We start from the raw sequence: 21,306 nt of genomic DNA, 5'->3' as shown, positions 1-21,306 counted from the left end.
TGGAAATTAACTGGTCCTTTCCGCATACAAAATAAAAAGGCTATAGACAAACTCTAATTTTCATTGAGTTTGTCTATAGCCCGAAGCTCTCCCTCACTGTTGGGGAGAGCTTTTTATTGCCTTTGCAAGGCAACTTTTAAGCCAAGTGCAATATAAATAGACCCAATAATCTTTCCGTTCCAGCGGCCAATCCAGGAAATTCGCTTAACCAATTTACCGAGCGGCCGAATACCTACCGCAATTAACGTAGTGTACATAATGCTCATTGCTACAAAAATCAGCCCAAGAATGAGAAATTGAAGCAGTACAGCTCCCCGCTCCGGATGAACAAACTGCGGCAAAAATGCCAAAAAGAAAAGAGCTGTTTTCGGATTCAGCACCTCGGCGACAATCGCCTGGCCATATACACTGAACGTGGAAACCGGAGCGATTTCAGCCGTGCCGGAGCCAGAGCTTTTCTCTAGAACGGCCCGGATTCCCATATAGAGCAAGTACGCCGCTCCCGCGAACTTTACTATATTGAAGGCAAGCGCAGACGTCATCAATATAGCGGAAAGGCCTACAGCTGCACACAACGTATGAATAAAATCACCAGTAGCAATTCCGGCGCCCGCCAGGATTCCTGCCTTGCGTCCGCCTTGTGCTGTCCGGGTGATTGTCAAAAACACAGCAGGCCCCGGAATAAGGAACAGTCCCATGACCACTGCTATAAATGCACCTAGAGACGAAACATCAAACATGACGCCATTTCTCTCCATCCCCCAACTGGTTTATTTGATTCCAATAGAACGATTGATTAATGAAAGGGCACAGCAGGTACGCCGACGGCTTGATGAGCTGAGCCAATTAGTCTTGTCTTTTCACCCAGCCAAATCCGAGAGCACCCTCTCCAAGATGCGTGCCGATAACCGGACCGAAATAACTGATAGACAGCTTCGCATGAGGAAACCGCTCCTGCAGCTCTTCCATCCAGCGGCGGGCTTCCTGCTCCCGGTTCGCATGAATGATGACGCCCTCAAGCGGCTCCCCGCGTTCATAATCCTCGGCAAATAAATCAGCTACCCGCTTAAGCGCTTTTTTGCTTGTACGGATTTTTTCAAATGGAACAATGACCTTATCAACAAAGTGAAGCAGCGGCTTCACTTGCAAAAGTCCGCCAATAAGCGCCTGGGCGCCGCTCAATCGGCCGCCGCGCTTTAAATGATTTAAATCATCCACTACAAAGTACGCGCGGATGGATGAACGCATCGCTTCAAGCTCCTGCATAATCTCATCCGGAGCTTTTCCTTCAGCTGCCAGTTCAGCTGCCCGAAGAACGTAGAATCCTTGCGGGGCGCAGCTGATTTCCGAGTCGAACGAATAAACAGTTAATCCGTCTACAAGGCCGCCGGCAGCAAGAGAGGTCTGATACGTTCCGCTGATTCCGCTCGACAAATAAATGCCCACTGCCGCGTCATATCCTTCTTCCACTAGTTGTTCATACAGCTTGACAAACTCGCCGATAGGCGGCTGGGTCGTGGTTGGAAGCTTTGCTTCCGTGCGCACCACGCCATAGAAGTCCTCTGCTTTAACATCCACCTCTTCCCGGTAGGTTTCCTGTCCGATCACCACACTTAACGGGATCATATGTATATGTAACTGGTCACGCAATTTTTTCGGAAGATAGCTCGTGCTGTCCGTTATAATTGCCGTCTTCATATAATATACCTGCCTTATTCATAGGATTAGCTTGTAAAAAAGCTTTTCTTCTATTCTATTAGATATGCCTTTGATTTGCATCTGTTTTCATGAAAAACAAGAAAGCGGCTGTCCCTGCTTCAGGAACAGCCGTTCAGCGCTTTTCTTTATTTTTTCGGTGCCATGTGAATCGCTTGGCCGATAAGCCCTTCTGCGGCTTCCAGCAATCCTTCATTAAAACTTGGATGTGCGTAAGCAGGAAACTTTATATCCTCTTCCTTAGCGGCCATTTCCAGCAGCTGGACAAACGTGCTGGATAATTCAACCGCTCCTTCACCGATCATATGAATGCCGGCAACAATTTCGTTGGAAGCATCCGAGATTACTTTAACAAAGCCATCTTTTTTGCCAGTAATCATCGCATAGCCGTTTCCTCCAAGAGCAAATTGGCTGGTGCGAAGATCCATCCCCATCTCACGCGCCTGTTGCTCCGTTAATCCTGCTGAAGCGATTGGAGGAAGGGAATGCACAATGGTCGGCAAGAATGTTACGTCCACTTCCGGCTTTCCGCCGGCGATCGCTTCCACTGCCGCTTTTCCTTGCTTGATCGCTTTAACCGCAAGCAGCGGCCCTTCTGTCACATCGCCAATGGCATAAATCGAAGGAACAGACGTCTGCATATTCCCGTTTACCCGTACAAATCCTTCTTCCGTTTGCTCGATGCCAAAACGCTTCAAGCCAAGGTATTGCACATTCGGCCGACGGCTGCCAGCCACGAATAAATGGGAAGCGGCCATCTGTTCTTCTTTGCCGCCGGCTGTGAATCCGATGCGCACTTCTCCTTCTGCTTCTTCTGCAGATTGAATGAGCGCGTCCTTCATTACTTTAATTTTTTTCTTTTTCAACAGCCGGTTCAACTCTTTGGTGACTGACTGTTCAAATGGGAAGTCCGCTGCCTGTTCTAACAGAATGGTTACTTTGGCACCTAAGGCATGGAAGCTCGTAGCGACTTCGAGCGAAATATAATCATGGCCGTACACAATTAAATGCTCAGGCATCTCCTCTAAATCAAAGATTTCATGAGAAAGGAGAATCCGCCCCCGTTTTTTCGGCAGCCCTTCCGGCAGAACCGGCGAACTTCCGGTTGCAATAATGGCCTGCTTGAATACATAAATATCAAACTGATGCCCATTTTCAACGCCGATGCGGTCTTCAGCCGTAAAGCCTGCTTTTCCCTTAATAACTTCTACTTTATTGGCTTTGCAAAGCGCCTCGACGCCTTTTCTCAGCTGCTCCGTCACCTTTGACTTGTAAGCAAGCAGCTTGGACAAATCAAAGGTGCCTTCTCCTGCCGGAAGCCCCAGTTCTTGCATATGGCTTGTTTCCGCCTGTTTTTTCGCCGCATATGTAAATACCTTCGACGGAATGCATCCTTTATTGAGGCAAACACCGCCAAGGTCTGCTTGCTCAATCAGTGTAACCGGCAATCCGAGCTGGGCCGCCCGGATGGCTGCACTGTAACCACCCGGGCCGCCGCCGATAATAACCAGGTCTCTTTCCTGGCTGATTTCTCCAACAACCATTTATATCATCTCCAGCATTAGTTTGTTCGGCTGCTCAATTAAGCTGGCAAACCGGTTTGTGAACGCTACAGCGGTTGCTCCGTCAGCGACACGGTGGTCAAATGACATTGACAGGGTCATCACATGGCCAATGACAATTTCATCATTCTCATTGACAAGCGGCACTTTTTTCGTTTTATGAAAAGCAATTAATGCTGTCTCAGGATGATTAATAATTGGCGTAGCACCAATGCTGCCTAGCGGTCCAACGTTGCTGACGGTAAACGTGCTGTTTTGAATATCGGCAGGCTTTAACTTGCCTTCCCGCGCCTTTTCATTCAAACGCTTAATATCCTCATGGATCGTTTTAATCGATTTTTTATCCGCATCGTGAACGACCGGCACAATGAGGCCATCTTCGGTATCCACCGCCATGCCGATATGATAATCTTTTTTGAGTAAAATCTTTTCATTTTCTTCATCAAGCTCCGCGTTAAATACCGGGAAGTCTTTTAAAGCGATAACCAGCGCTTTAACAAAAAAGGCCGGTACAGATACGGACACGCCAGCTGCCTTTAATTCTTCGCGCAGCTTCAGCAGGTTCGTCATATTGACTTCATCAAAATGGGTTACATGCGGAATAGTGAAAAGTGACTTTGTCATCTTTTTCGCAATTTGCTTGCGCATGCCGCGGAACGGGATTTCATCAGGTGTTGTCTGTTGTGCGGAAACAGCCGTTGCTTCCGGCGAAGCGGCTTCTTTCTGCGGCTGCTGATCTCCTTTTAAGAACCGGTAAACATCTTCCTCTGTTACCCGGCCGGACGGATCAGATGGTGTGACATCTTCAATATTAATGTTATGATCGCGGGCAATCTTACGCGTATATGGAGTGGCAAGCACACGGTTAAAAGAAGAGATGAACGCTTGCTTCCGCTCTTTCGCTTCCGGCTGTGCCGATTGCGCCGTTTCTGCCTTGGCTGCTTTTTTTTCTTCAGCGGCCGCTGTCTGACTGCCTTCTCCTTCAATGTAGAGCAGCGTTGTGCCGACTTGAACAGTTGTCCCTGTATCCACCACGATCTCCTTTACCGTTCCAGCCCCCGGCGATGGAAGCTCTGCTACCATCTTATCTGTCTGTACCTCGACAAGCGGCTGATCAGCAATTACCTGATCTCCCGGCTTAACAAGATAATGAAGAATTTCGCCTTCTGTCATTCCTTCTCCAATATCATGCAGCTTTACTTCTAACACATTACTTCCCCCTTTGTATAAAAGCGTAAAGCGCCCGTTTAGCAGCGAACAAGCAAATAGTCTTTCACCCGGGAAGCCGGTTTCAGACTTCTCGGGTGAAAGAGGGTTTGCCATGCAGGCTGCTGGCGCCTGAAATTGTTTAAATTAAAAATGAACTACTTTTTCGATTCCTTCGACGACACGCGCCGGTGTCGGAAGAAAGTCTTCTTCTAGTGCGAAGAAAGGAACAGGAACGTCAAAGCCTGTCACGCGTTCAATTGGCGCACGCAAATACAGGAAAGAGGTGTCGTTGATAATGGAAACAATGTCATTGCCGAGCCCGCCTGTCAGCTGAGCTTCATGCACGATCACGGCTCTTCCTGTTTTTTGAACAGATTCGGCGATGATCTCCCGGTCAATCGGGTACAACGTGCGCAAATCAATAATTTCACAGCTGATGCCTTTTTTCTCTGCCTGTTCAGCTGCTTTTTCAACAACCGTCATCATCGCTCCCCAGGCGATTAACGTCACGTCTGTTCCTTCTTTCACTTTTTTGCCTTTGCCGATTTCAACTGTATATTTTCCTGTCGGCACTTCTTCCCGCTTGGCGCGGTAGCTTTTCATCGGTTCAAGCATCAATACCGGGTCGGGATCTTCCATCGCAGCAATCAGCAGCCCTTTTGCATCATAAGGAGTGGATGGGCAAACAACCTTAATCCCCGGCATGTGAGTAAATAATGTTTCCGTACTGTCTGAATGAATTTCCGGCGAGCGAATGCCTGCTCCATATGGGGCACGAATGACCATCGGCACGCTAAAGTGTCCCATCGTTCTCATCCGAATACGCGATACATGCGTCATGATTTGCTCATAGGCCGGATAAATAAAGCCAAGAAACTGGATTTCAGCGATCGGCTTAAATCCATTTACAGCCAGGCCGACAGAAGTACCGATAATACCTGCTTCCGCAAGCGGCGTATCAATCACACGGTCAGCTCCGAACTTTTCCTGCAATCCTTCTGTTGCCCGGAAAACCCCGCCGTTTTTTCCGATATCCTCACCAAGAATCATGACGGTATCGTCTGTTTCCAGTAAAGTTTTCATTCCGTCATTTACTGCCTGCACAATCGTCAGAAATTGAGTGGTTTCCTTTTTTTGAGGTATGTCTTTTACTTCCATTTCCATTGCCATTTTACCCCCTCCTCAAATGCGCGAGATAGGATTCTTTCTGGTCAGCAAGCTCAAGCGGCATATTTGCATATACATGATCGAATAAATCTTCGACATTGGCTTTTGGATAACTCTCCATCGCTTCCACTGCTGCTTCTACTTCCGCTTTAATTTTTTCATCTATTTCAGCAAGCCAGGCTTCATCCCAATAGCCATTGTTTTTCATGAATCTTTCCATGCGGAGAAGCGGCTCAACGATGCCTTTGCCTTGATCCTCCGGACGATACTTCGTCGGATCATCTGCTGTTGTATGGGCGCCTGTACGCCATGTCACCGCTTCAAGAAGTGTTGGTCCATTGCCGTTGCGGGCATGCTCCAATGCTTTTTTCACTTCAAAATAAACGGAAAAACAGTCATTGCCGTCAATTCGCACACCTGGAATTCCGTAAGCGACCGCTTTTTGGGCGATGGTTTCCGAATTCATTTGCTTTTCAATCGGAACGGAAATAGCATAGCGATTGTTTTGGTTAAAAAAGACAACTGGCACTTGAAAGACGCTGGCGAAGTTCAAGCCTTCGTGAAAGTCCCCTTCGGATGTGGCACCATCTCCAAAATAAGCGATGGCTGCATTTTTCGTGCCTTTGCGTTTTTCAGCCCATGCTGCACCTGCCGCATGCGGCAGCTGCGTAGCAATCGGCACCGCCGGCGGGAAAATCTTTTTTCCTTCTGGCGGCACACAGCCTTCTACCCGGCCGTTCCAATAAAGATACGTTTTCATCATATCGGCGCCAAAAGTAAGCTTTGCCCCATGGTCGCGGTAAGTTGGGAACATCCAATCATCCGCATTCAATGCCAGGGCGCTTCCTACTTGGGAAGCTTCCTGGCCTTCGAATGGAGCATACGTGCCGAGACGGCCTTGGCGCTGCAGGCTGATCGCCTTTCTATCAAATGTTCTAATTCGATGCATATGGTAATAAAGGTCTTTCACAAGCTGCTCATTCAGCTGATCCTGGTAAGACGCATCTATCAAGTTGCCTTCATCATCGATTATTCTTTTGATTGGGTATTGAGTATTCATGATATCCCCCCGAACAGTATTAGTTGCGAATATCCCATTTTGGCTTAACAGAAGAAGTAAAGAAGCTGTTGCGTCGGCCTCTTGCCGCCATTCTTTGCTCACACATTCTGTTGGCTGCTTCCATTGTGGTGATTTGATCTAATTCCGCTTGCTGGTACACTTCAAGAATTGCGTCGTAAATATGCTTCGTCTTCGCAAGCACGCGTTCTTTGTTCACCTCATACAATTCGTCGGCTACTTGGATCAGACCGCCAGAGTTAACAATATAATCCGGAGCATACAGAATGCCTTTGTCTGCAAGCTGTCTGCCGTGATCCTCCGTAAGCAGCTGATTGTTGGCTGAACCGGCGATTGCTTTCACCTTGAACTGCTTCATCGTTTCATCATTAACAACGCCGCCAAATGCACACGGAACGAACACATCGGCTTCCTGGGAATAAATTTCATCGCTCGCTACTACCGTGACAGAACCGGATGTTGTTTTTGCTTTTTCCTGGATAGCCTCCAAGCTTTGCTCGTTAATATCCGTTACAAATAAATGAGCACCTTCTTCGAGCAGCCCTTCCGCTACTTTGTAGCCTACTTTGCCAAGTCCTTGAATGGCATAAGTGACGCCGCCAAGATCGTCCTTGCCAAACAACATTTTGTTGGTTGCTTTAATGCCGTACAGGACACCCATGGCAGTTGGAATAGAGGAATCTCCGCCGCCGCCGTAAGCTTCCGGCACCCCAACAATGCAGTTTGTTTCTTTCATGGCGTGAATGAAATCTTCCATATTCGTTCCCATATCAGTACCTGTATAGAAACGGCCGCCAAGCGAATCAACAAATTGGCCAAACGCGCGGAACAGTTCTGGAGATTTATCTTTCTGCGGATCACCGATAATGACTGCTTTTCCGCCGCCAAAGTCGACATCGGACGCCGCGCATTTGTAAGTCATTCCTTTGGAAAGGCGAAGAGCATCTTCCAATGCTTCTTCCACACTGTTATAAGGCTGCATGCGGCAGCCGCCGAGCGCAGGTCCGAGTGTGGTGTCATGAATAGCGATAATGGCCCTTAGTCCTGTCGCCGGATCGTTGCAAAAAACAACTTGTTCATGTTCAGACATTTTTTCAAAAAGAGTGAAATCTTTTATGATGGATGTTTTTTCTACTAAGCTCATATTTAATCCCTGCTTTCGTTAATAGTTGAACGCTTTTATTTAGCCGCAGAAAAAGGATCTGTCAGCTTCTTGGTTATATAATTTTTGTAAGCCCTTTCAAACGAGCGCCAATGACGGCGCCGGCAGGCATACGCTTCACTTTAATTATAAAAGGTTAAATGATATATATATATATCATTATGATTGAATTTTCAGACCTTTATTTACTTTTCGTATGTATTTTTTGGTATTTATCTTCGTTTTGTAAAACGCTTTCATTTCCAGTAAATAAAAGCTAAAAAAGCCTCCTCTTTCGACAATAGAAAGAGGAGGCTTGTCTTATCATTCGACATCATCTTCTATGATGCGCCGTCCTTCACGGCCATTCCTGTTCTTCATCAGACGGCAAAATAATCTTCTCGGGAACAGGGGATTTCAGCACGATAGAAGTGTGAATACTGCCAAACCGGATCAAATAATCAATCAGCTTGTTTAAATGCTCCATGTCATTGACAGCTGCCTTTAATAAATAATTCACGGTTCCAGTCAAGCGATGGCACTCAATAATATCCGGATGTTCACATGTCATGCTTTCAAATTCCTCGTAAGGAACACTGACCTCGCTTACCTGGATAAACAACAAAATGTTACGTCCGACGGCACTGGGTGACACTCTAGCGCTGATTTTGTCGATGCTGCCTTTTTCCATCAGCCGTGTAAAGCGCTCTGCGACGCTTGGCCGGCTGAGTGAGAGCTTTTTCGACAAATCGCTTAATGTGATCCTTCCATCTTCTTGAAGAATTTTTAAAAGTTGAATATCTGTCTCATCCATGCTTTCACCTTCAAACTTTTGATTGAACTTTGCAACAAAACGCTTTCTCTATCACCGGCAAACTAGTTCATTACTTGAGGCCCATCATGCGAAAAATGCCAAGGACATCAAGGTAAACAATGATAATAGCGACTGGCGCCACATATTTAATCAAGAGGAACCAGGCAGAGAAAATCTTCTTGCCTATCGATGATCCCTCGGACAGCTCCGCAATCAAGCGTTCCTTTGGAATTTTCAGCGGAACGAAAATCGCAATGAGCAGCGCGCCAAGCGGCATCAATATGTTGCTGACAAGGAAATCCGCAGCATCAAAAATCGACTTATCAAAAATCAGCACATCGCTCCATACGCCAAATGACAAAGCGGAAGGCACGCCGACGATGAAAATCAGGAAGCCAATGAGCCATGAGAATTTCATCCGTTTGCCATTATCCCCTTTTGCTAAAGCAGCCACAATAATTTCCAGCATGGAAAAGGCTGATGTCAATGTAGCAAACAAGAATAACACTAAAAAGGCAATCAAGAACACAATGCCTAATGGAATTTGGTTAAAAACAGTCGGCAAAACATTAAACAGCAAGACCGGTCCGGCATCCGGCTCCAGCCCGAATGAGAAAACAGCCGGGAAAATAGCCAATCCCGCCAAGATCGCGACAAGCAAATTCAACGTAACGATTGAAATAGCTGATTGCGGAATGCTTTCCTTTTTAGACAAATAAGAGCTGTACGTAACCATGACCGACACCCCGACGCTTAGCGCGAAGAACGACTGTCCCATAGCAAACAGAATCGTTTCGGAGGTGATTCTTCCTAAATCAGGCTTCAAGAAAAACTCGATCCCTTCCATTGAACCATCGAGCGTAACTGAACGGATAATGATCAGCAGGAATAAAATAAACAGCGCCGGCATCATAAATTGGCTTGCCTTTTCAATCCCTGCGGTTACTCCTTTAGAGACAACATAAATAGTGATAACCATGAAGAGAAATTGGGCAAATACCGCCAACAGCGGGTTAGAAATCGTTTCACCAAACAAAGAACCGTATTGGGCTTCCGACAATCCGCTTAAATCTCCTGTCACGCCTTTGAAAATATAAATTAAAATCCAGCCGCCTACTACACTATAAAACGATAGTAAAATAAAACATGTAAAAATGCCAAGGCGCCCGATCAAATGCCAGGACGAATTCGGCACTAATTCCTTATATGATTGAATTGCATCTTTTTGCGTGCTTCTCCCAATGACAAATTCCCCGATTAATAGCGGTAATCCGACAAGCAGCGTAAAGAGAATGAAGATCAGGAGAAAAATTCCTCCTCCGCTCGTTCCAGCTACATAAGGGAATTTCCAGATAGCCCCCAGCCCGATAGCCGAACCCGCTGCTGCCAAAATGAACCCCAGCTTAGATGACCATTGTTCTTTCTGTTCCATTTTTTCACCCCATAAAGTTGTTAAAATCAGAAAACGCTTACATTTACCCCTCAATATTACTTCAGATATGTATAACGTTATTCCTACGTCATTTTACCAATCAGTAATAAAGGAGTCAATCATGTTGTTAGAAAAATCTTTCTCTTCGAAAAATTGCAGGCATTTCTAGATAAAAAAAGAGAGCGGCTTATCCCCTCTCTAACGAAAAGCTTTTTTAATAAAATAGTTTGGCTGCTGATGAGATTTACCTGAACATATTACCATGGATGCTTTGCGCCGGCAATAGGAAGCGCCGCTTATTTTCCTGTCCGCTCCGCGATCTCTTTTAATTCCTCTGCCGAGCGGTTCAGCTGTTCATTCGCCTCTTCGATCATTCTTTCCAAAAGCTCTTTCACAGTAGGAACATCTTCAATCAGGCCTGCAATTTGGCCGCTGTTAATAAAGCCATTTTCCATATCGCCTTCTACCGCTCCTTTAATATGTTTGTCTTCCGACGTCCATTCTGCATATTGTTCAAGCGTCATACCTGCTTGTTCCCGTTCATTTAAGATGTTGGCATAAGGAGTTTTCAAGATCCTTCTGACTCTGCCAACGCTCCGCCCAAAGATTGTTGTTTCCGTATCACCCGCTCCAATTAAGCGGCCTTTGTACTGCTCATGAAACGGAGCCTCTTTAGTGGCAATAAGCCGGGTTCCCATTTGCACACCGCTTGCACCGAGCATCAAAGCAGCAGCCAGCCCTTTGCCATCACCGATCCCCCCGGCCGCAAGCACCGGAACCTTCACATGCTTCACGATTTGCGGAATAAGCGTGAAGGTAGTCAGCTCAAGGCTCGAGTTAATTCCAGCCGCTTCAAAGCCTTCAGCGACTAGAATGTCCGCTCCGGCTGCTTCTGCCTTTTGGGCATGCTTCACTGAAGCAACAAGCGCAATCACCTTCACACCATGCTCATGCAAGAGCGGGATAAACGGTGCCGGATTGCCGGCCGAAAGCGATACGACTGGCACCTTGTGCTGGATGACGAGATCCATTAATTCCTTTGTATAGGGCGACACACTAATAGCAATATTGATGGCAAAGTTTTTATCTGTCCGTTTTTTTGTTTCTAGAATAATTTTCTCGACTTCCTCAGGCGTCATCGTCCCACAGCCAATCGTGCCGAGACCGCCCGCTTCTGAGACGGCCGCTGTCAGCTGGGCATTGCTGATATTGCCCATCCCGCCTTGAATAATCGGATACTTGATCTGGAGTAATTCACAAACGTATTTCATTATTTCTCCTCCTCTTAAAAGAAATGTTATAATAAATAAAAAAGAAAAACAATTATGTAAATTTGTAATTGGAGGGATTCCATGATCGTTTCGTATAACGGAAAAAATCCGAAGGTAGATCATTCCGTATTTGTCGCGCCTGGAGCTTATCTTATCGGCGACGTTCATATCGGTTCTGAATCAACCGTTTGGTTTAACGCGGTGCTTCGCGGAGATGAAGGAGCAATTACCATCGGCAAGCGCTGCAGCATTCAAGACAATTCTACTATCCATCTGTATGAAGGCGCGCCTGTCGTTGTTGAAGATGAAGTGACGGTTGGCCATAACGTAATCTTGCACGGCTGTAAAATCGGCAAACGGTCAATTGTCGGCATGGGCTCCACTATTTTAGATCATGCTGAAATCGGGGAAGAGTGTATTATTGGCGCGAACACACTGATTCCAAGCGGCAAAAAAATACCGCCGCGCTCCCTCGTCGTGGGTTCTCCGGGAAAAGTTGTCCGCGAGCTGAACGACAAAGATCTCGAGCTCATTCAACTGTCCATCGATACTTACGTTCAAAAAGGCTATGAGTTTCGCGAAGTTTTCAAAGAAAAGTAAACAGGCGTTAGCACCGTGAGCCTAAATCGCGTGATTGCGCGCGTAAATTCGGTTAGTGCGCGCATATTTTGTCAAAGTTCGCGCGCTATTCCAGCAATGGCGTGCATAAAGACGCCCACAGTCATGTGATCCGCAAAAAAAGGTGCCCAGGCGGCACCTTTTTCTTTAGTTCACAATGTACGGATGATCCGCTGCATCATAGGATTTATCTTTTCGGCGCATATCATTATCTTCACTGAATACTTCTTCGAAGAACCGGCTGGCCGGTTCAGCGAGCAGTTTGTAATACTGCGCAAATAAAAGAGCAGCATGATCGCCATTCCACATCGACGGCAGCAACTCTTTTGGCAATCCCGGATCTGTAAAGAGAAACTTGCGATACTCATGCACAAGGTTGGCTCGTTCCACAAAGCATTCGGCATCGGTCATTTGCCCGCTGGCCATTGCACTTTGGTGGACGATATACCTCTTGCTGTATGTGGAAATAAACTCTTCGTACTTCCCTTCAATCTCTTCAAGCGGCCAGCTTTTCTCCACGAGCACCCGGTCTTGCTTCGGGCCTTTATAATCGGAGATAAAGAAATCGACATATTCGCTTATGTCATATTTCTCTATGAGCATCTTCACTTCTTTTTCTAAATCATTCGGTGAAATCCAGCATCCGTTGGAGAAACTGCCAAATCCGCTCCACAGCAGCTCTTTGCGCAATTCGTCGCGAATTTGCCTTTTTTCTTCCGGGATCGTGTACATCAGCATGCGCCATTTGCCGTCCCATTCGTGCGCCTTTAGCTTAAAAATCCGGCGGGCTGCTTCTTCCATGCGCGCTTCGCCGCGAGGAGTAAGGAAATAATAACTTTTGTTTCCTCTCTTCTCTGACTGGATCCACCCTTGCTTCACCATCCGTGAAACCGCCACGCGAACCGACTGCTCGTTATGTCCAAACTCTTTCAGCACACGGATCAAGCTGCCGATCCATATTTTGTTGCCGTAATGACGAATGTAATCGCCATAAATCGTAAAAATCATTGACTGTGTATTCGCCATCTCTCCCACTCTTTCTCTCTTTATCGTTGCATCACTTTCCTTCTGTTCTCTTATTATAACGTGATCCTGATTAAAATACTTACTTTCCGATAAATTTTGGTGCCCTTTTTTCACTGAAAGCTTGAAGCGCTTCTAAGCGGTCTTCCGTTGGAATCGTTAATTCATACGCTTTGGACTCGATGGCCAGTCCTGTCTGTAAATCGGTGTTCATGCCTTGAGTGATAGCATATTTCGCCTGCTTCAATGCAACAGGGCCGTTTTTCATCATTTCCGCCGCCAGCTGTTCACACGCCTCCATCAATTCTTCCTTCTTCACTACCTTCAAAACGGCTCCAAGCTCCTGTCCTTCTTCGGCAGTAAATTTCTTGGCTGTAAAAATCAGCTCTTTCGCCTTCATCTCTCCGACCAGCCTTGGCAGACGCTGGGTGCCGCCCGCTCCAGGAATGATCGCCCAGCTTGTTTCCGTTAATCCCATCTTTACCCCTTCTGCAGCAATCGGGAAATCGCAGGCAATCATCAGCTCAAACCCGCCGCCCAGCGCATAGCCGTTTACAGCGGCGATAGTTGGCTGCGGCAAAGCAGCAATGCTGTTAAAGACATCACGGATGGCCTTTACATTTCTCCGCACTTCTGTTTCTGTCAATGTCTTCCGCTCTTTTAAATCGGCACCGGCACTGAATGCTTTGTCACCGGCACCGGTAAAGATCACAACCTTTACCTCCGGATCAATTGAAATCTCATCCGTCACTTCCTGCAAACGTTTGAGTGTTTCATAGTTAAAACAATTTAGTGATTCTTCACGGTTGATCGTTACATAGCCAATATTATTTTCTTTTTTATATAAAACAGTGGACATATTCCTCTCCCTTTCTACTAGGCTTAATATGAATTGCGCAAAGGGGCAAAGGCAGCAGCTCCTCCTAAAAAAAGCTGTCCAACGTCTGCCGCTGCTCTTCCTTTCCCTTAACAGAAAAGAGCTCTGGCGCCTGAAGGACAGCCTGTTTACCCAATCATTGCATTTATTCGTTTATATTCTCTACAATCGCAGCGATGCCTTGGCCAACACCAATACACATCGTTGCCAAGCCATATTGTTCCTTGCGCTTTTTCATTTCATAAAGCAGCGTTGTTAAAATCCGTGCGCCGCTTGCGCCAAGCGGATGACCAAAAGCGATCGCTCCGCCGTTGACGTTCACCTTGCTTTGGTCAAGCTCCAGCTGGCGGATGCATTCAAGCGACTGGGAAGCAAATGCTTCATTTAACTCAATTAAGCCTAAATCATTCACCGACAGCCCTGCACGTGCCAGCGCTTTGCGGGAGGCATAAATCGGGCCAAGCCCCATCACAGCCGGCTCCAAGCCTGCTGTTGCCCCAGTGATATATTTTGCCATCGGCTGTAAATTCAATTCCTTCGCTTTCTCTGCACTCATAATCAGCAAGGCAGAAGCCCCGTCATTCACTCCGGATGCATTTCCTGCAGTAACGGTGCCACCCTCAAATAATGGCCGCAGCTTTCCAAGCTTTTCAAGGCTCGTGTCCGGACGAGGGTGCTCATCTGTATCAACAACAATCTCATTGCCTTTACGGTCTTTGTACACAACAGGCACAATTTCTTCCGCAAAGCGGCTTTCTTCCATCGCTTTTTTCGCGCGCTGCTGGCTTTCAAAAGCAAATTTATCTTGATCTTCGCGTGAAATGTTATGGCGCTGGGCAACATTTTCGGCTGTTTGCGGCATAGAGTCCGTTCCATACATTTCATGGAGCTTCGGATTTGTAAAACGCCAGCCAATCGTCGTATCCTGCAATTCCATGTTTCCGCGAGGGAAGTCCTTATCCGGCTTTGCCATAACGAGCGGAGCCCGCGTCATGCTTTCTGTTCCGCCGGCAATGAAAATATCTCCTTCGCCAACAGCAATTGCTCTGGCCGCGTACATCACGGCATCCAGCCCTGAACCGCACAGACGGTTGATCGTCGTGCCGCCTACTTCTACCGGAAGACCGGCAAGAAGAGCAGACATTCTGGCCACATTGCGGTTATCTTCGCCTGCCTGGTTCGCGTTGCCGAATATAACTTCTTCAATTTGTTCAGGCGGAAGGCTCGGGTTTCTTTCAAGCAAGGCTTTAATCACAACAGCTCCCAAATCATCTGGGCGAACGTCTTTTAAAGCGCCTTTATATCTGCCAATCGGTGTGCGGACAGCATCAACAATGACTACTTCTCTCATTTTTTTACCAACTCTTCCTTGTTCGTATAGTCGTAAACTCCTTTTCCGCTTTTGCGGCCAAGACGCCCTGCTTTGACGTATTGTTCAAGAAGCGGAGCCGGGCGATATTTCTCGCCAAGCTTTTCATGGAGATATTTTAAATTATTTAACCGGGCATCTAACCCGACAAGATCGACAAGCTCAAACGGTCCCATTGGATAATTCAAGCCAAGCTTGATTGCTTTATCAATTTCCTCTGGCGTGCCTAGTCCTTCCTGCAGCATATAAAACGCTTCATTCCCGACGAGGGCGCTGATCCGGCTCGTTACAAACCCAGGAAATTCATTAATAACCACTGTTTCTTTGCCCATTTTTTCAGCCACTTCTTTGATGATTTGGGCCGTTTCATCGCTCGTTTCCAAGCCGCGAATAATTTCGACGAGAGGCATTTTATGTACCGGATTGAAAAAATGCATCGCGATCGTTTTTTCCGGACGCTTAGCGTAAGAAGCGATTTCTGTCGGACTCATTGTAGATGTGTTTGTCGCAAAGAAGCAATGCTCCGGTGCATGCTCTTCAATCGTTTCGAATACTTGCTTTTTAATCTCTGCTTTTTCCGGAACGGCTTCAATAATTAAATCAGCGGCTGCAGCTGTTTTTGCCAGGTTGCTTTCATAGCTTAAATTTCTCCGTGCTTGTTCAGCCGCTTCTGCTGTGATTTTGCCGCGCGCTAAGCCTTTTTCGAAGATCGAGTCAATTTCCTGCTTGGCGTTCTGCAAAGCGGCTTCATTAATGTCTACTATCGTTACTGAATAACCGCCAACAGCTCCCACATAGGCTATTCCTCTGCCCATCACTCCAGAACCGACGACTGCAATGCGGTTGATCATGTTGCTTTCCCCCTATTCGTAAAGACGGACAGAGGCTTAGCCGCCTTCTGTCCGCACTGATTGATAAATTAAACTCCTAATGGATTAATTGGACGGCTGCCATAGTAAGACAGGATGCTCTTCGTTTCCGTATAGAGATCCAATGATTCAATGCTCAGCTCGCGGCCAAAGCCGGATTGTTTATATCCGCCGAATGGCGTGCCCGGGAAGGCAGAGAATGGGCAGTTGATCATTACGATGCCGGCTTGAATTTGGTTGGCTACACGAGTAGCGCGGGCGCCATCTTTTGTCCAAATAGCAGAACCAAGGCCAAAGTCAGTATCGTTTGCCAATCTGATGGCTTCTTTTTCATCTTTAAATTTCATAACGACAACAACCGGGCCAAAAATTTCTTCTTGGACGACCTTCATGTCGTGATTCACATTAGCGATGACAGTCGGCTCGTACCAGAAGCCGTTTTCGTAGCCTTCAGGATGTACTTGCTTGCCTCCAGCAAGAACTTCAGCGCCGTCTTGAATAGCGGATTGCACATAGCTATCAATTGTATCAAGCTGGCCTTGATCAATGATGGCTCCCATATGAGTGCCTTTATCAAGCGGGTCGCCAAGTTTAATCTTTTTCGCTTTTTCAACGAATTTGCCGACAAACTCGTCATAAATATCTTCATGCACATACAGACGGGAACGCGCCTCGCAAGATTGTCCGCTGTTATAGAAAATACCGAACAGAGAACCATCTACTGCTGCGTCAATATCCGCATCAGCAAATACAAGATTAGGAGATTTACCGCCAAGCTCCAGCGTTACTCGCTTCAATGTTTGAGAAGCTTTCGCCATAATGTCTTTGCCGATTGGCGTTGAACCTGTGAAGGCCACCTTGTCCACTTGAGGATGCCCAACTAAGTAGTCGCCCACTTCAGCGCCGGAACCAGGAACGATGTTTACAACGCCGGCTGGAACGCCCGCTTCTTGGCAAATCTCACCCAGTACAATAGTTGTCAGCGGAGTAAGTGAAGCCGGCTTCACGATAACTGAACAGCCGACAGCGATAGCAGGTGCAATTTTCCAAGCAGCCATCATCATCGGGTAGTTCCACGGAGTGATCTGGGCACAAACACCGACAGGTTCTTTTTCTGTATAGTTATGGAATTGGCCAGGGACATTGTTCACTGTGCCGCGGTGGCCTACAATAGCGCCTGCGTAAAATTCAAAGTCTTCAATTGCTTGTGTGATTTGTCCTTGGGCAGCGTGGATTGTCTTACCTGTATCAAGAACTTCCAGCTCAACAAGCTCGTTGAAACGAGAGCGCATGATCGCAGCAATTTTGTTCAGCACTTGCGCACGGCGGCCAACAGGGTACTTCTTCCATTTGCCGTTGTCAAAGGCTTCGCGCGCTGCTGCGACTGCTTTTTCCGTGTCTTCTTTCGATGCTTTTGCTACTTCCGCTACTAATTCACCAGTCGCTGGATTGTATGTCTTGATCGTTTCGCCCGTGCTGCTTTTTACTTTCTCGCCATTGATGATTAAATGATAAAAGTCGCGCTTCACCGCTTCTTGTTCTACTTTCGTTTCTTGAGTTGTTGACATATATTCCACTCCCTTTATTTTCCTGAGAAAACAGGTTTTCTTTTTTGCAAAAATGCTTCGACACCTTCACGGTGATCAGCCGTTAATCCGGCTGCCCGCTGTCCTTGGGCTTCCTGCTCAAGGTAGTCCTCAAAAGAGAGCACTTCAGCGGCTTTCAATGACCGTTTAATGAGACCGATTGCTTTCGTTGGCATAGCAGCCAAACGAGCGGCATACGCGCTCACTTCATCGTTGAAGGCTTCTGCAGAAATGATCGTGTTAGCAAGCCCAAGCTCTACTGCTTTAGCTGCCGGAATCTTCTCTCCTAAAATCGATAATTCTGCCGCTTTTGCCTGGCCGACCAGCTGTGTAAGGAAATAAAGATTGCCTGAATCAGGGATCAAGCCTACATGGATAAAAGCATTGACGAAGCTGGCTTTCTCGGAAACAAGCCTGAAGTCGCAGGCAAGGGCAAGAGAAAATCCGGCTCCTGCGGCTACGCCGTTGACAGCAGCCACAATGGGCTTTTCGCATTGTCTGATCTGTTTGACCATCGGGCCGTAATGCTTCCTCAGGATGTCACCATGATCCATGCTTTCATCGACTTCTGATAAGTCTTGGCCTGAACAAAAGGCGCGTCCTTCTCCTGTAATGACGATACAGCGGACTTCTTCATTCTGCGAAGCAGCTTTCACTGCATCTTTGATCTCGCGATTCATTTGCGCTGTAAACGCATTCAGCTTATCGGGCCTGTTTAAAAAGAGCCAGGCGACTCCGTCTTTCACATCATAACGGATCGTTTCAAACATTCGACAAGGCCTCCTTACTTTCCTTTATAATTCGGTTTTCTTTTTTCCACAAAGGCGTTCATGCCTTCTTTTTGGTCTTGAGAGGCAAATAGCAAATAGAAATTTTTCCGCTCATATTGCATGCCTTCATACAATGAATAGTCGACCGCTTTGTTCACCGAATCTTTAATCAGGCGAATAGAAAGAGGGGGCTGCTTGGCAATTCTTCCAGCAAACTTCAGCGTTTCCTCCATTAGTACTTCCGGTGCGACAATTTTATTGATGATTCCATGGGCCAAAGCGGCTTCCGCTGGAATTCGTTCACCCGTCCAAAGCCATTCAAGCGCCTTCGTGCGGCCGGCAAGCTTTGTCAGCCTTTGAGTGCCGCCTGCCCCCGGCATTACGCCGATGGATACCTCTGGAAAGGAAAACTCGGTGCCGGCTGAGGCAATTAAGATATCACAGCTTAACGCCAGCTCAAATCCGCCGCCGAATACGAAGCCCTTCACTGCTCCAATAATCGGTTTTTTTATGAGCGCCAGCCTGTCCCAATCAGCAAACTGGTTTAAAAGCTCCAAGCGAATCGGGTCATCCTCGGCCATTTCATCAATATCAGCACCAGCTGAGAAAGAATGGCCTTTTCCTGTCAATACGATGACACGCACTTCATCATCGCGGTCGAATGCTTCCATCGCCGCCACGATTTCACTGACCATCTTGCGGTTCAGCGCATTCAGCTGCCGAGGGCGGTTTAATTCAATAACCGCCGTACCGCCCTCTACAGATGTTTCAATAAATTCAAAACGGCTCATTCTGCTTCCTCACCGATCATCAATGTGACAAGATCACCTGCAAACCCCATTAAGTCTTTGCCAGAAGCTTTCCCCTCATCGGAACGCATGCCGTTCTTTAAATCTTCCATGCTATCGTAAATCATTTCGCACATGAGATAGTATTCTGCTTCTCCGCCGGTCATCACAGATTTATTAAATTTCGTTACCTTCATTTCACGAAGACCCGGGATTTTTGCCGTGATTGGTCCGTGAACATTGAAATAATGCTCATCAAACTTTTCTTTATCTTTTGGTTGTTTGTATAGTGCCACTACTTTTGCCATCGTACATCCCCTCCACTTTTACATCATTGTCGAAACAGGCTTCATTGCTTCAAAAGGATTTTTGCAGCTTTTGCAGTACAAAATGCTTCTGCAGGCGGTCGGCCCAAAAATATTCTCCATGGTCACATAAGTGGATCCGCAATACGGGCAATCCACATGCCAGGAACCGTCTTCTTCGAAGTGCTCTGGCGGCGGAGCAATTCCGAATGCCCGCAAGCCTTTATGCCCTTCTTCCGTGATGCGGTCTGACGTCCATGGCGGATGAAAAACAAATTCCACTTCCACCTTTTCAACAAACGGAAGTTCCTTCACTGCATTCACTGTATTCTTTTTAATAATTTCTAATGCCGGACATCCCAAAAATGTCGGCAGCAGAACAATTTTCACATCATTCCCGGCTGCAATGACCTCTTCTACCATGCCAAGATCAATAATGCTGACTGTATCAATCTCCGGGTCTTTTACATTCGCTAGCGCCTCATATACTTGTTGATTAACAGATTCTACGGATGTATTCATTAAGGCCACCTCTTTTCGGTATAAAATTACCAAACAGCTACAGGGTCCAATTTATATACTTCAGATAGAGTAGCTAGTGCTCCATCCAGTTCTTCGGTATGTTCGCCATTGCGGCCGTTTTTCTCTGACGCTTCAGGAATCGCCGGTACGGCCATTTCAAGAGATTCAAAAATTGGCGTCATGTTCGCTGTCCATCTGGCCTTCAGTTCTTCCTCACTGGCAATCAATTGATTTCCTTCAATGGCTGCCTTTTCATTTCCGTAAGAGAACACGTCCCCGAAATCCTTCATGACGAGCTCCATGGCTGCCGTCATCTTCTGTTTCGCTTCATCTGTGGAGCTTAACAGCTGAACAAACCATGTTTTCCAATGAAGAAGGTGATAGTAAAGCTCCATATTGACCTTTACCGCTGTTTCTGCAAGCGGCTGGTAAGAGCTCTGGCGCAAAGAATCAATTTTCACTTTTTTCGCTTGCGCGTAGAAAAAGTTTCTTACAACAGCATAAGCCCAATCGTACTGAGGCGTCTCCATATAATAGCCTTCACCGTTTACACGCTCAGCCAGTATGCTGTTCTTTCTTTCAGAAGCGGGGCGCAGGTGAGCTAAGTCATCTGCCTTTCCAATGCTGAGCTCCTCTAGCAGTGTGTAATACATCGCGGCGTGCCCCATGGTGTCCTGGCTGATGGAAGAGGAAGCAACGTCTTCCTCAATATGGGGAGCGAGTCCGAGCCATTCGGAACCGCGGAAAGAAATTAAGAAGTCATCATCCGCCAATTGAAATAACAGATTAGTGACTGCCTCTTTATACTCCGGGCTTAATACGTTTTCTGTGCTGCTCATTTGCCGTCTCCTCCCCAGGACAAGATTTCTTTTTCATCAAGCATCTGTTGTTCATAGTGACGCCACTTTTTCTTTAAGTAGCCGTAACCTTTCGTTGTTCGGTATTGTTTATTATCCAGTCTGCCAAGCGTTAGCTTCTCTTCGGCATCCATTGCACGGATATGCTTTCTGTTAACAATCCAAATATCAGCAACCGGTTCGCGGCGCATAAAGTTTTCCTGAGCCATAACCAGCGCCATGTCTTCGTTCGGGGCAAGCAAACTGAACTGATGCTGGAACGCAGAGCTCGGCGTACGCTTGCTGAATACTTCATATTCTTGGTAAAATGTTTTTTCTGCCATTTTCCTTCT

General features: G+C 46.8%; 22 protein-coding genes. 1 reads left to right on the top strand and 21 read right to left on the bottom strand.

The annotated features are described in order from the left end of the window. Positions 1–113: 113 nt before the first annotated feature. The 10 genes from BBA02S_RS12170 to BBA02S_RS12125 form a co-directional block, all read right to left on the bottom strand. Positions 114–740 (bottom strand): LysE family translocator, encoded by a 627-nt coding sequence (locus BBA02S_RS12170; protein WP_041113741.1) that lies wholly within the window; start codon positions 738–740, stop codon positions 114–116. A gap of 106 nt (positions 741–846) precedes the next feature. Then, complete coding sequence (locus BBA02S_RS12165) at positions 847–1,698, bottom strand: DegV family protein (protein ID WP_041113742.1); 852 nt, start codon at positions 1,696–1,698, stop codon at positions 847–849. Between the two features lie 146 nt (positions 1,699–1,844). Continuing rightward, entirely contained in the window at positions 1,845–3,260 is a 1,416-nt protein-coding gene (gene lpdA, locus BBA02S_RS12160) for a dihydrolipoyl dehydrogenase (protein ID WP_041113743.1), read from the bottom strand. Further along, the gene (locus BBA02S_RS12155; RefSeq protein ID WP_041113744.1) at positions 3,261–4,487 is read right to left on the bottom strand and encodes a dihydrolipoamide acetyltransferase family protein; all 1,227 of its coding nucleotides are present in this window, start codon (positions 4,485–4,487) and stop codon (positions 3,261–3,263) included. It abuts the gene before it with no gap. Positions 4,488–4,631: 144 nt separating this feature from the next. Beyond that, on the bottom strand, positions 4,632–5,651 hold the full coding sequence (locus tag BBA02S_RS12150) for an alpha-ketoacid dehydrogenase subunit beta (RefSeq protein WP_041113851.1): 1,020 nt from the start codon (positions 5,649–5,651) through the stop codon (positions 4,632–4,634). A gap of 7 nt (positions 5,652–5,658) precedes the next feature. After that, positions 5,659–6,714, bottom strand: a complete 1,056-nt coding sequence (gene pdhA, locus BBA02S_RS12145) for a pyruvate dehydrogenase (acetyl-transferring) E1 component subunit alpha (protein ID WP_041113745.1) — start codon at positions 6,712–6,714, stop codon at positions 5,659–5,661. Between the two features lie 19 nt (positions 6,715–6,733). After that, a complete protein-coding gene (locus BBA02S_RS12140; RefSeq protein ID WP_041095063.1) occupies positions 6,734–7,876 on the bottom strand; it encodes a Leu/Phe/Val dehydrogenase in 1,143 nt (380 codons plus the stop codon). Positions 7,877–8,231: 355 nt separating this feature from the next. Continuing rightward, on the bottom strand, positions 8,232–8,687 hold the full coding sequence (locus BBA02S_RS12135; protein ID WP_041095065.1) for an Lrp/AsnC family transcriptional regulator: 456 nt from the start codon (positions 8,685–8,687) through the stop codon (positions 8,232–8,234). Between the two features lie 70 nt (positions 8,688–8,757). Further along, positions 8,758–10,119: a sodium-dependent transporter gene (locus tag BBA02S_RS12130; protein ID WP_041095067.1), complete on the bottom strand. Its 1,362-nt coding sequence runs from the start codon at positions 10,117–10,119 to the stop codon at positions 8,758–8,760. A 296-nt stretch (positions 10,120–10,415) separates the two neighbouring features. Next, positions 10,416–11,390, bottom strand: coding sequence for an NAD(P)H-dependent flavin oxidoreductase (locus BBA02S_RS12125; RefSeq protein ID WP_041095069.1), 975 nt, complete (start codon positions 11,388–11,390; stop codon positions 10,416–10,418). Positions 11,391–11,471: 81 nt separating this feature from the next. Here BBA02S_RS12125 and BBA02S_RS12120 point away from each other — a divergent pair, with 81 nt between their 5' ends. Next, the gene (locus BBA02S_RS12120; protein ID WP_041095071.1) at positions 11,472–11,990 is read left to right on the top strand and encodes a gamma carbonic anhydrase family protein; all 519 of its coding nucleotides are present in this window, start codon (positions 11,472–11,474) and stop codon (positions 11,988–11,990) included. Between the two features lie 165 nt (positions 11,991–12,155). Here the strand turns inward: BBA02S_RS12120 and paaX are convergent, their stop codons facing one another. The 11 genes from paaX to paaB all read right to left on the bottom strand — a co-directional run bounded on the left by paaX (position 12,156) and on the right by paaB (position 21,297). After that, positions 12,156–13,034, bottom strand: coding sequence for a phenylacetic acid degradation operon negative regulatory protein PaaX (paaX, locus tag BBA02S_RS12115; RefSeq protein ID WP_041113746.1), 879 nt, complete (start codon positions 13,032–13,034; stop codon positions 12,156–12,158). A 79-nt stretch (positions 13,035–13,113) separates the two neighbouring features. Further along, positions 13,114–13,890 (bottom strand): enoyl-CoA hydratase-related protein, encoded by a 777-nt coding sequence (locus tag BBA02S_RS12110; RefSeq protein ID WP_041095075.1) that lies wholly within the window; start codon positions 13,888–13,890, stop codon positions 13,114–13,116. 163 nt (positions 13,891–14,053) lie between these two features. After that, positions 14,054–15,259 (bottom strand): 3-oxoadipyl-CoA thiolase, encoded by a 1,206-nt coding sequence (locus BBA02S_RS12105; protein ID WP_041095077.1) that lies wholly within the window; start codon positions 15,257–15,259, stop codon positions 14,054–14,056. Continuing rightward, entirely contained in the window at positions 15,256–16,128 is an 873-nt protein-coding gene (locus tag BBA02S_RS12100; protein WP_041113747.1) for a 3-hydroxyacyl-CoA dehydrogenase, read from the bottom strand. Before BBA02S_RS12100 ends, BBA02S_RS12105 begins: the two co-directional genes overlap by 4 nt. 68 nt (positions 16,129–16,196) lie before the next feature. Further along, the gene (locus BBA02S_RS12095; RefSeq protein ID WP_041095081.1) at positions 16,197–17,714 is read right to left on the bottom strand and encodes an aldehyde dehydrogenase family protein; all 1,518 of its coding nucleotides are present in this window, start codon (positions 17,712–17,714) and stop codon (positions 16,197–16,199) included. A gap of 14 nt (positions 17,715–17,728) precedes the next feature. Beyond that, positions 17,729–18,502, bottom strand: a complete 774-nt coding sequence (locus BBA02S_RS12090) for an enoyl-CoA hydratase-related protein (protein WP_041095083.1) — start codon at positions 18,500–18,502, stop codon at positions 17,729–17,731. Between the two features lie 14 nt (positions 18,503–18,516). Then, positions 18,517–19,293: an enoyl-CoA hydratase/isomerase family protein gene (locus BBA02S_RS12085; RefSeq protein ID WP_041095085.1), complete on the bottom strand. Its 777-nt coding sequence runs from the start codon at positions 19,291–19,293 to the stop codon at positions 18,517–18,519. Next, the gene (locus tag BBA02S_RS12080; RefSeq protein WP_041095087.1) at positions 19,290–19,598 is read right to left on the bottom strand and encodes an EthD family reductase; all 309 of its coding nucleotides are present in this window, start codon (positions 19,596–19,598) and stop codon (positions 19,290–19,292) included. Before BBA02S_RS12080 ends, BBA02S_RS12085 begins: the two co-directional genes overlap by 4 nt. Before the next feature lie 18 nt (positions 19,599–19,616). Continuing rightward, positions 19,617–20,117 carry a 1,2-phenylacetyl-CoA epoxidase subunit PaaD gene (gene paaD / locus BBA02S_RS12075; protein ID WP_041095089.1) on the bottom strand — a complete coding sequence of 167 codons (501 nt, stop codon included), beginning with the start codon at positions 20,115–20,117 and terminating at the stop codon, positions 19,617–19,619. A 26-nt stretch (positions 20,118–20,143) separates the two neighbouring features. Then, positions 20,144–20,956 (bottom strand): 1,2-phenylacetyl-CoA epoxidase subunit PaaC, encoded by an 813-nt coding sequence (gene paaC, locus BBA02S_RS12070; RefSeq protein WP_041095091.1) that lies wholly within the window; start codon positions 20,954–20,956, stop codon positions 20,144–20,146. Then, a complete protein-coding gene (gene paaB, locus BBA02S_RS12065) occupies positions 20,953–21,297 on the bottom strand; it encodes a 1,2-phenylacetyl-CoA epoxidase subunit PaaB (protein ID WP_041095093.1) in 345 nt (114 codons plus the stop codon). Before paaB ends, paaC begins: the two co-directional genes overlap by 4 nt. Between the last annotated feature and the right edge of the window lie 9 nt (positions 21,298–21,306).

The organism is Bacillus badius NBRC 15713 (assembly GCF_001591605.1).
Lineage (GTDB): Bacteria > Bacillota > Bacilli > Bacillales > Domibacillaceae > Pseudobacillus > Pseudobacillus badius.
This window is presented reverse-complemented; position numbering and strand designations above follow the sequence as displayed.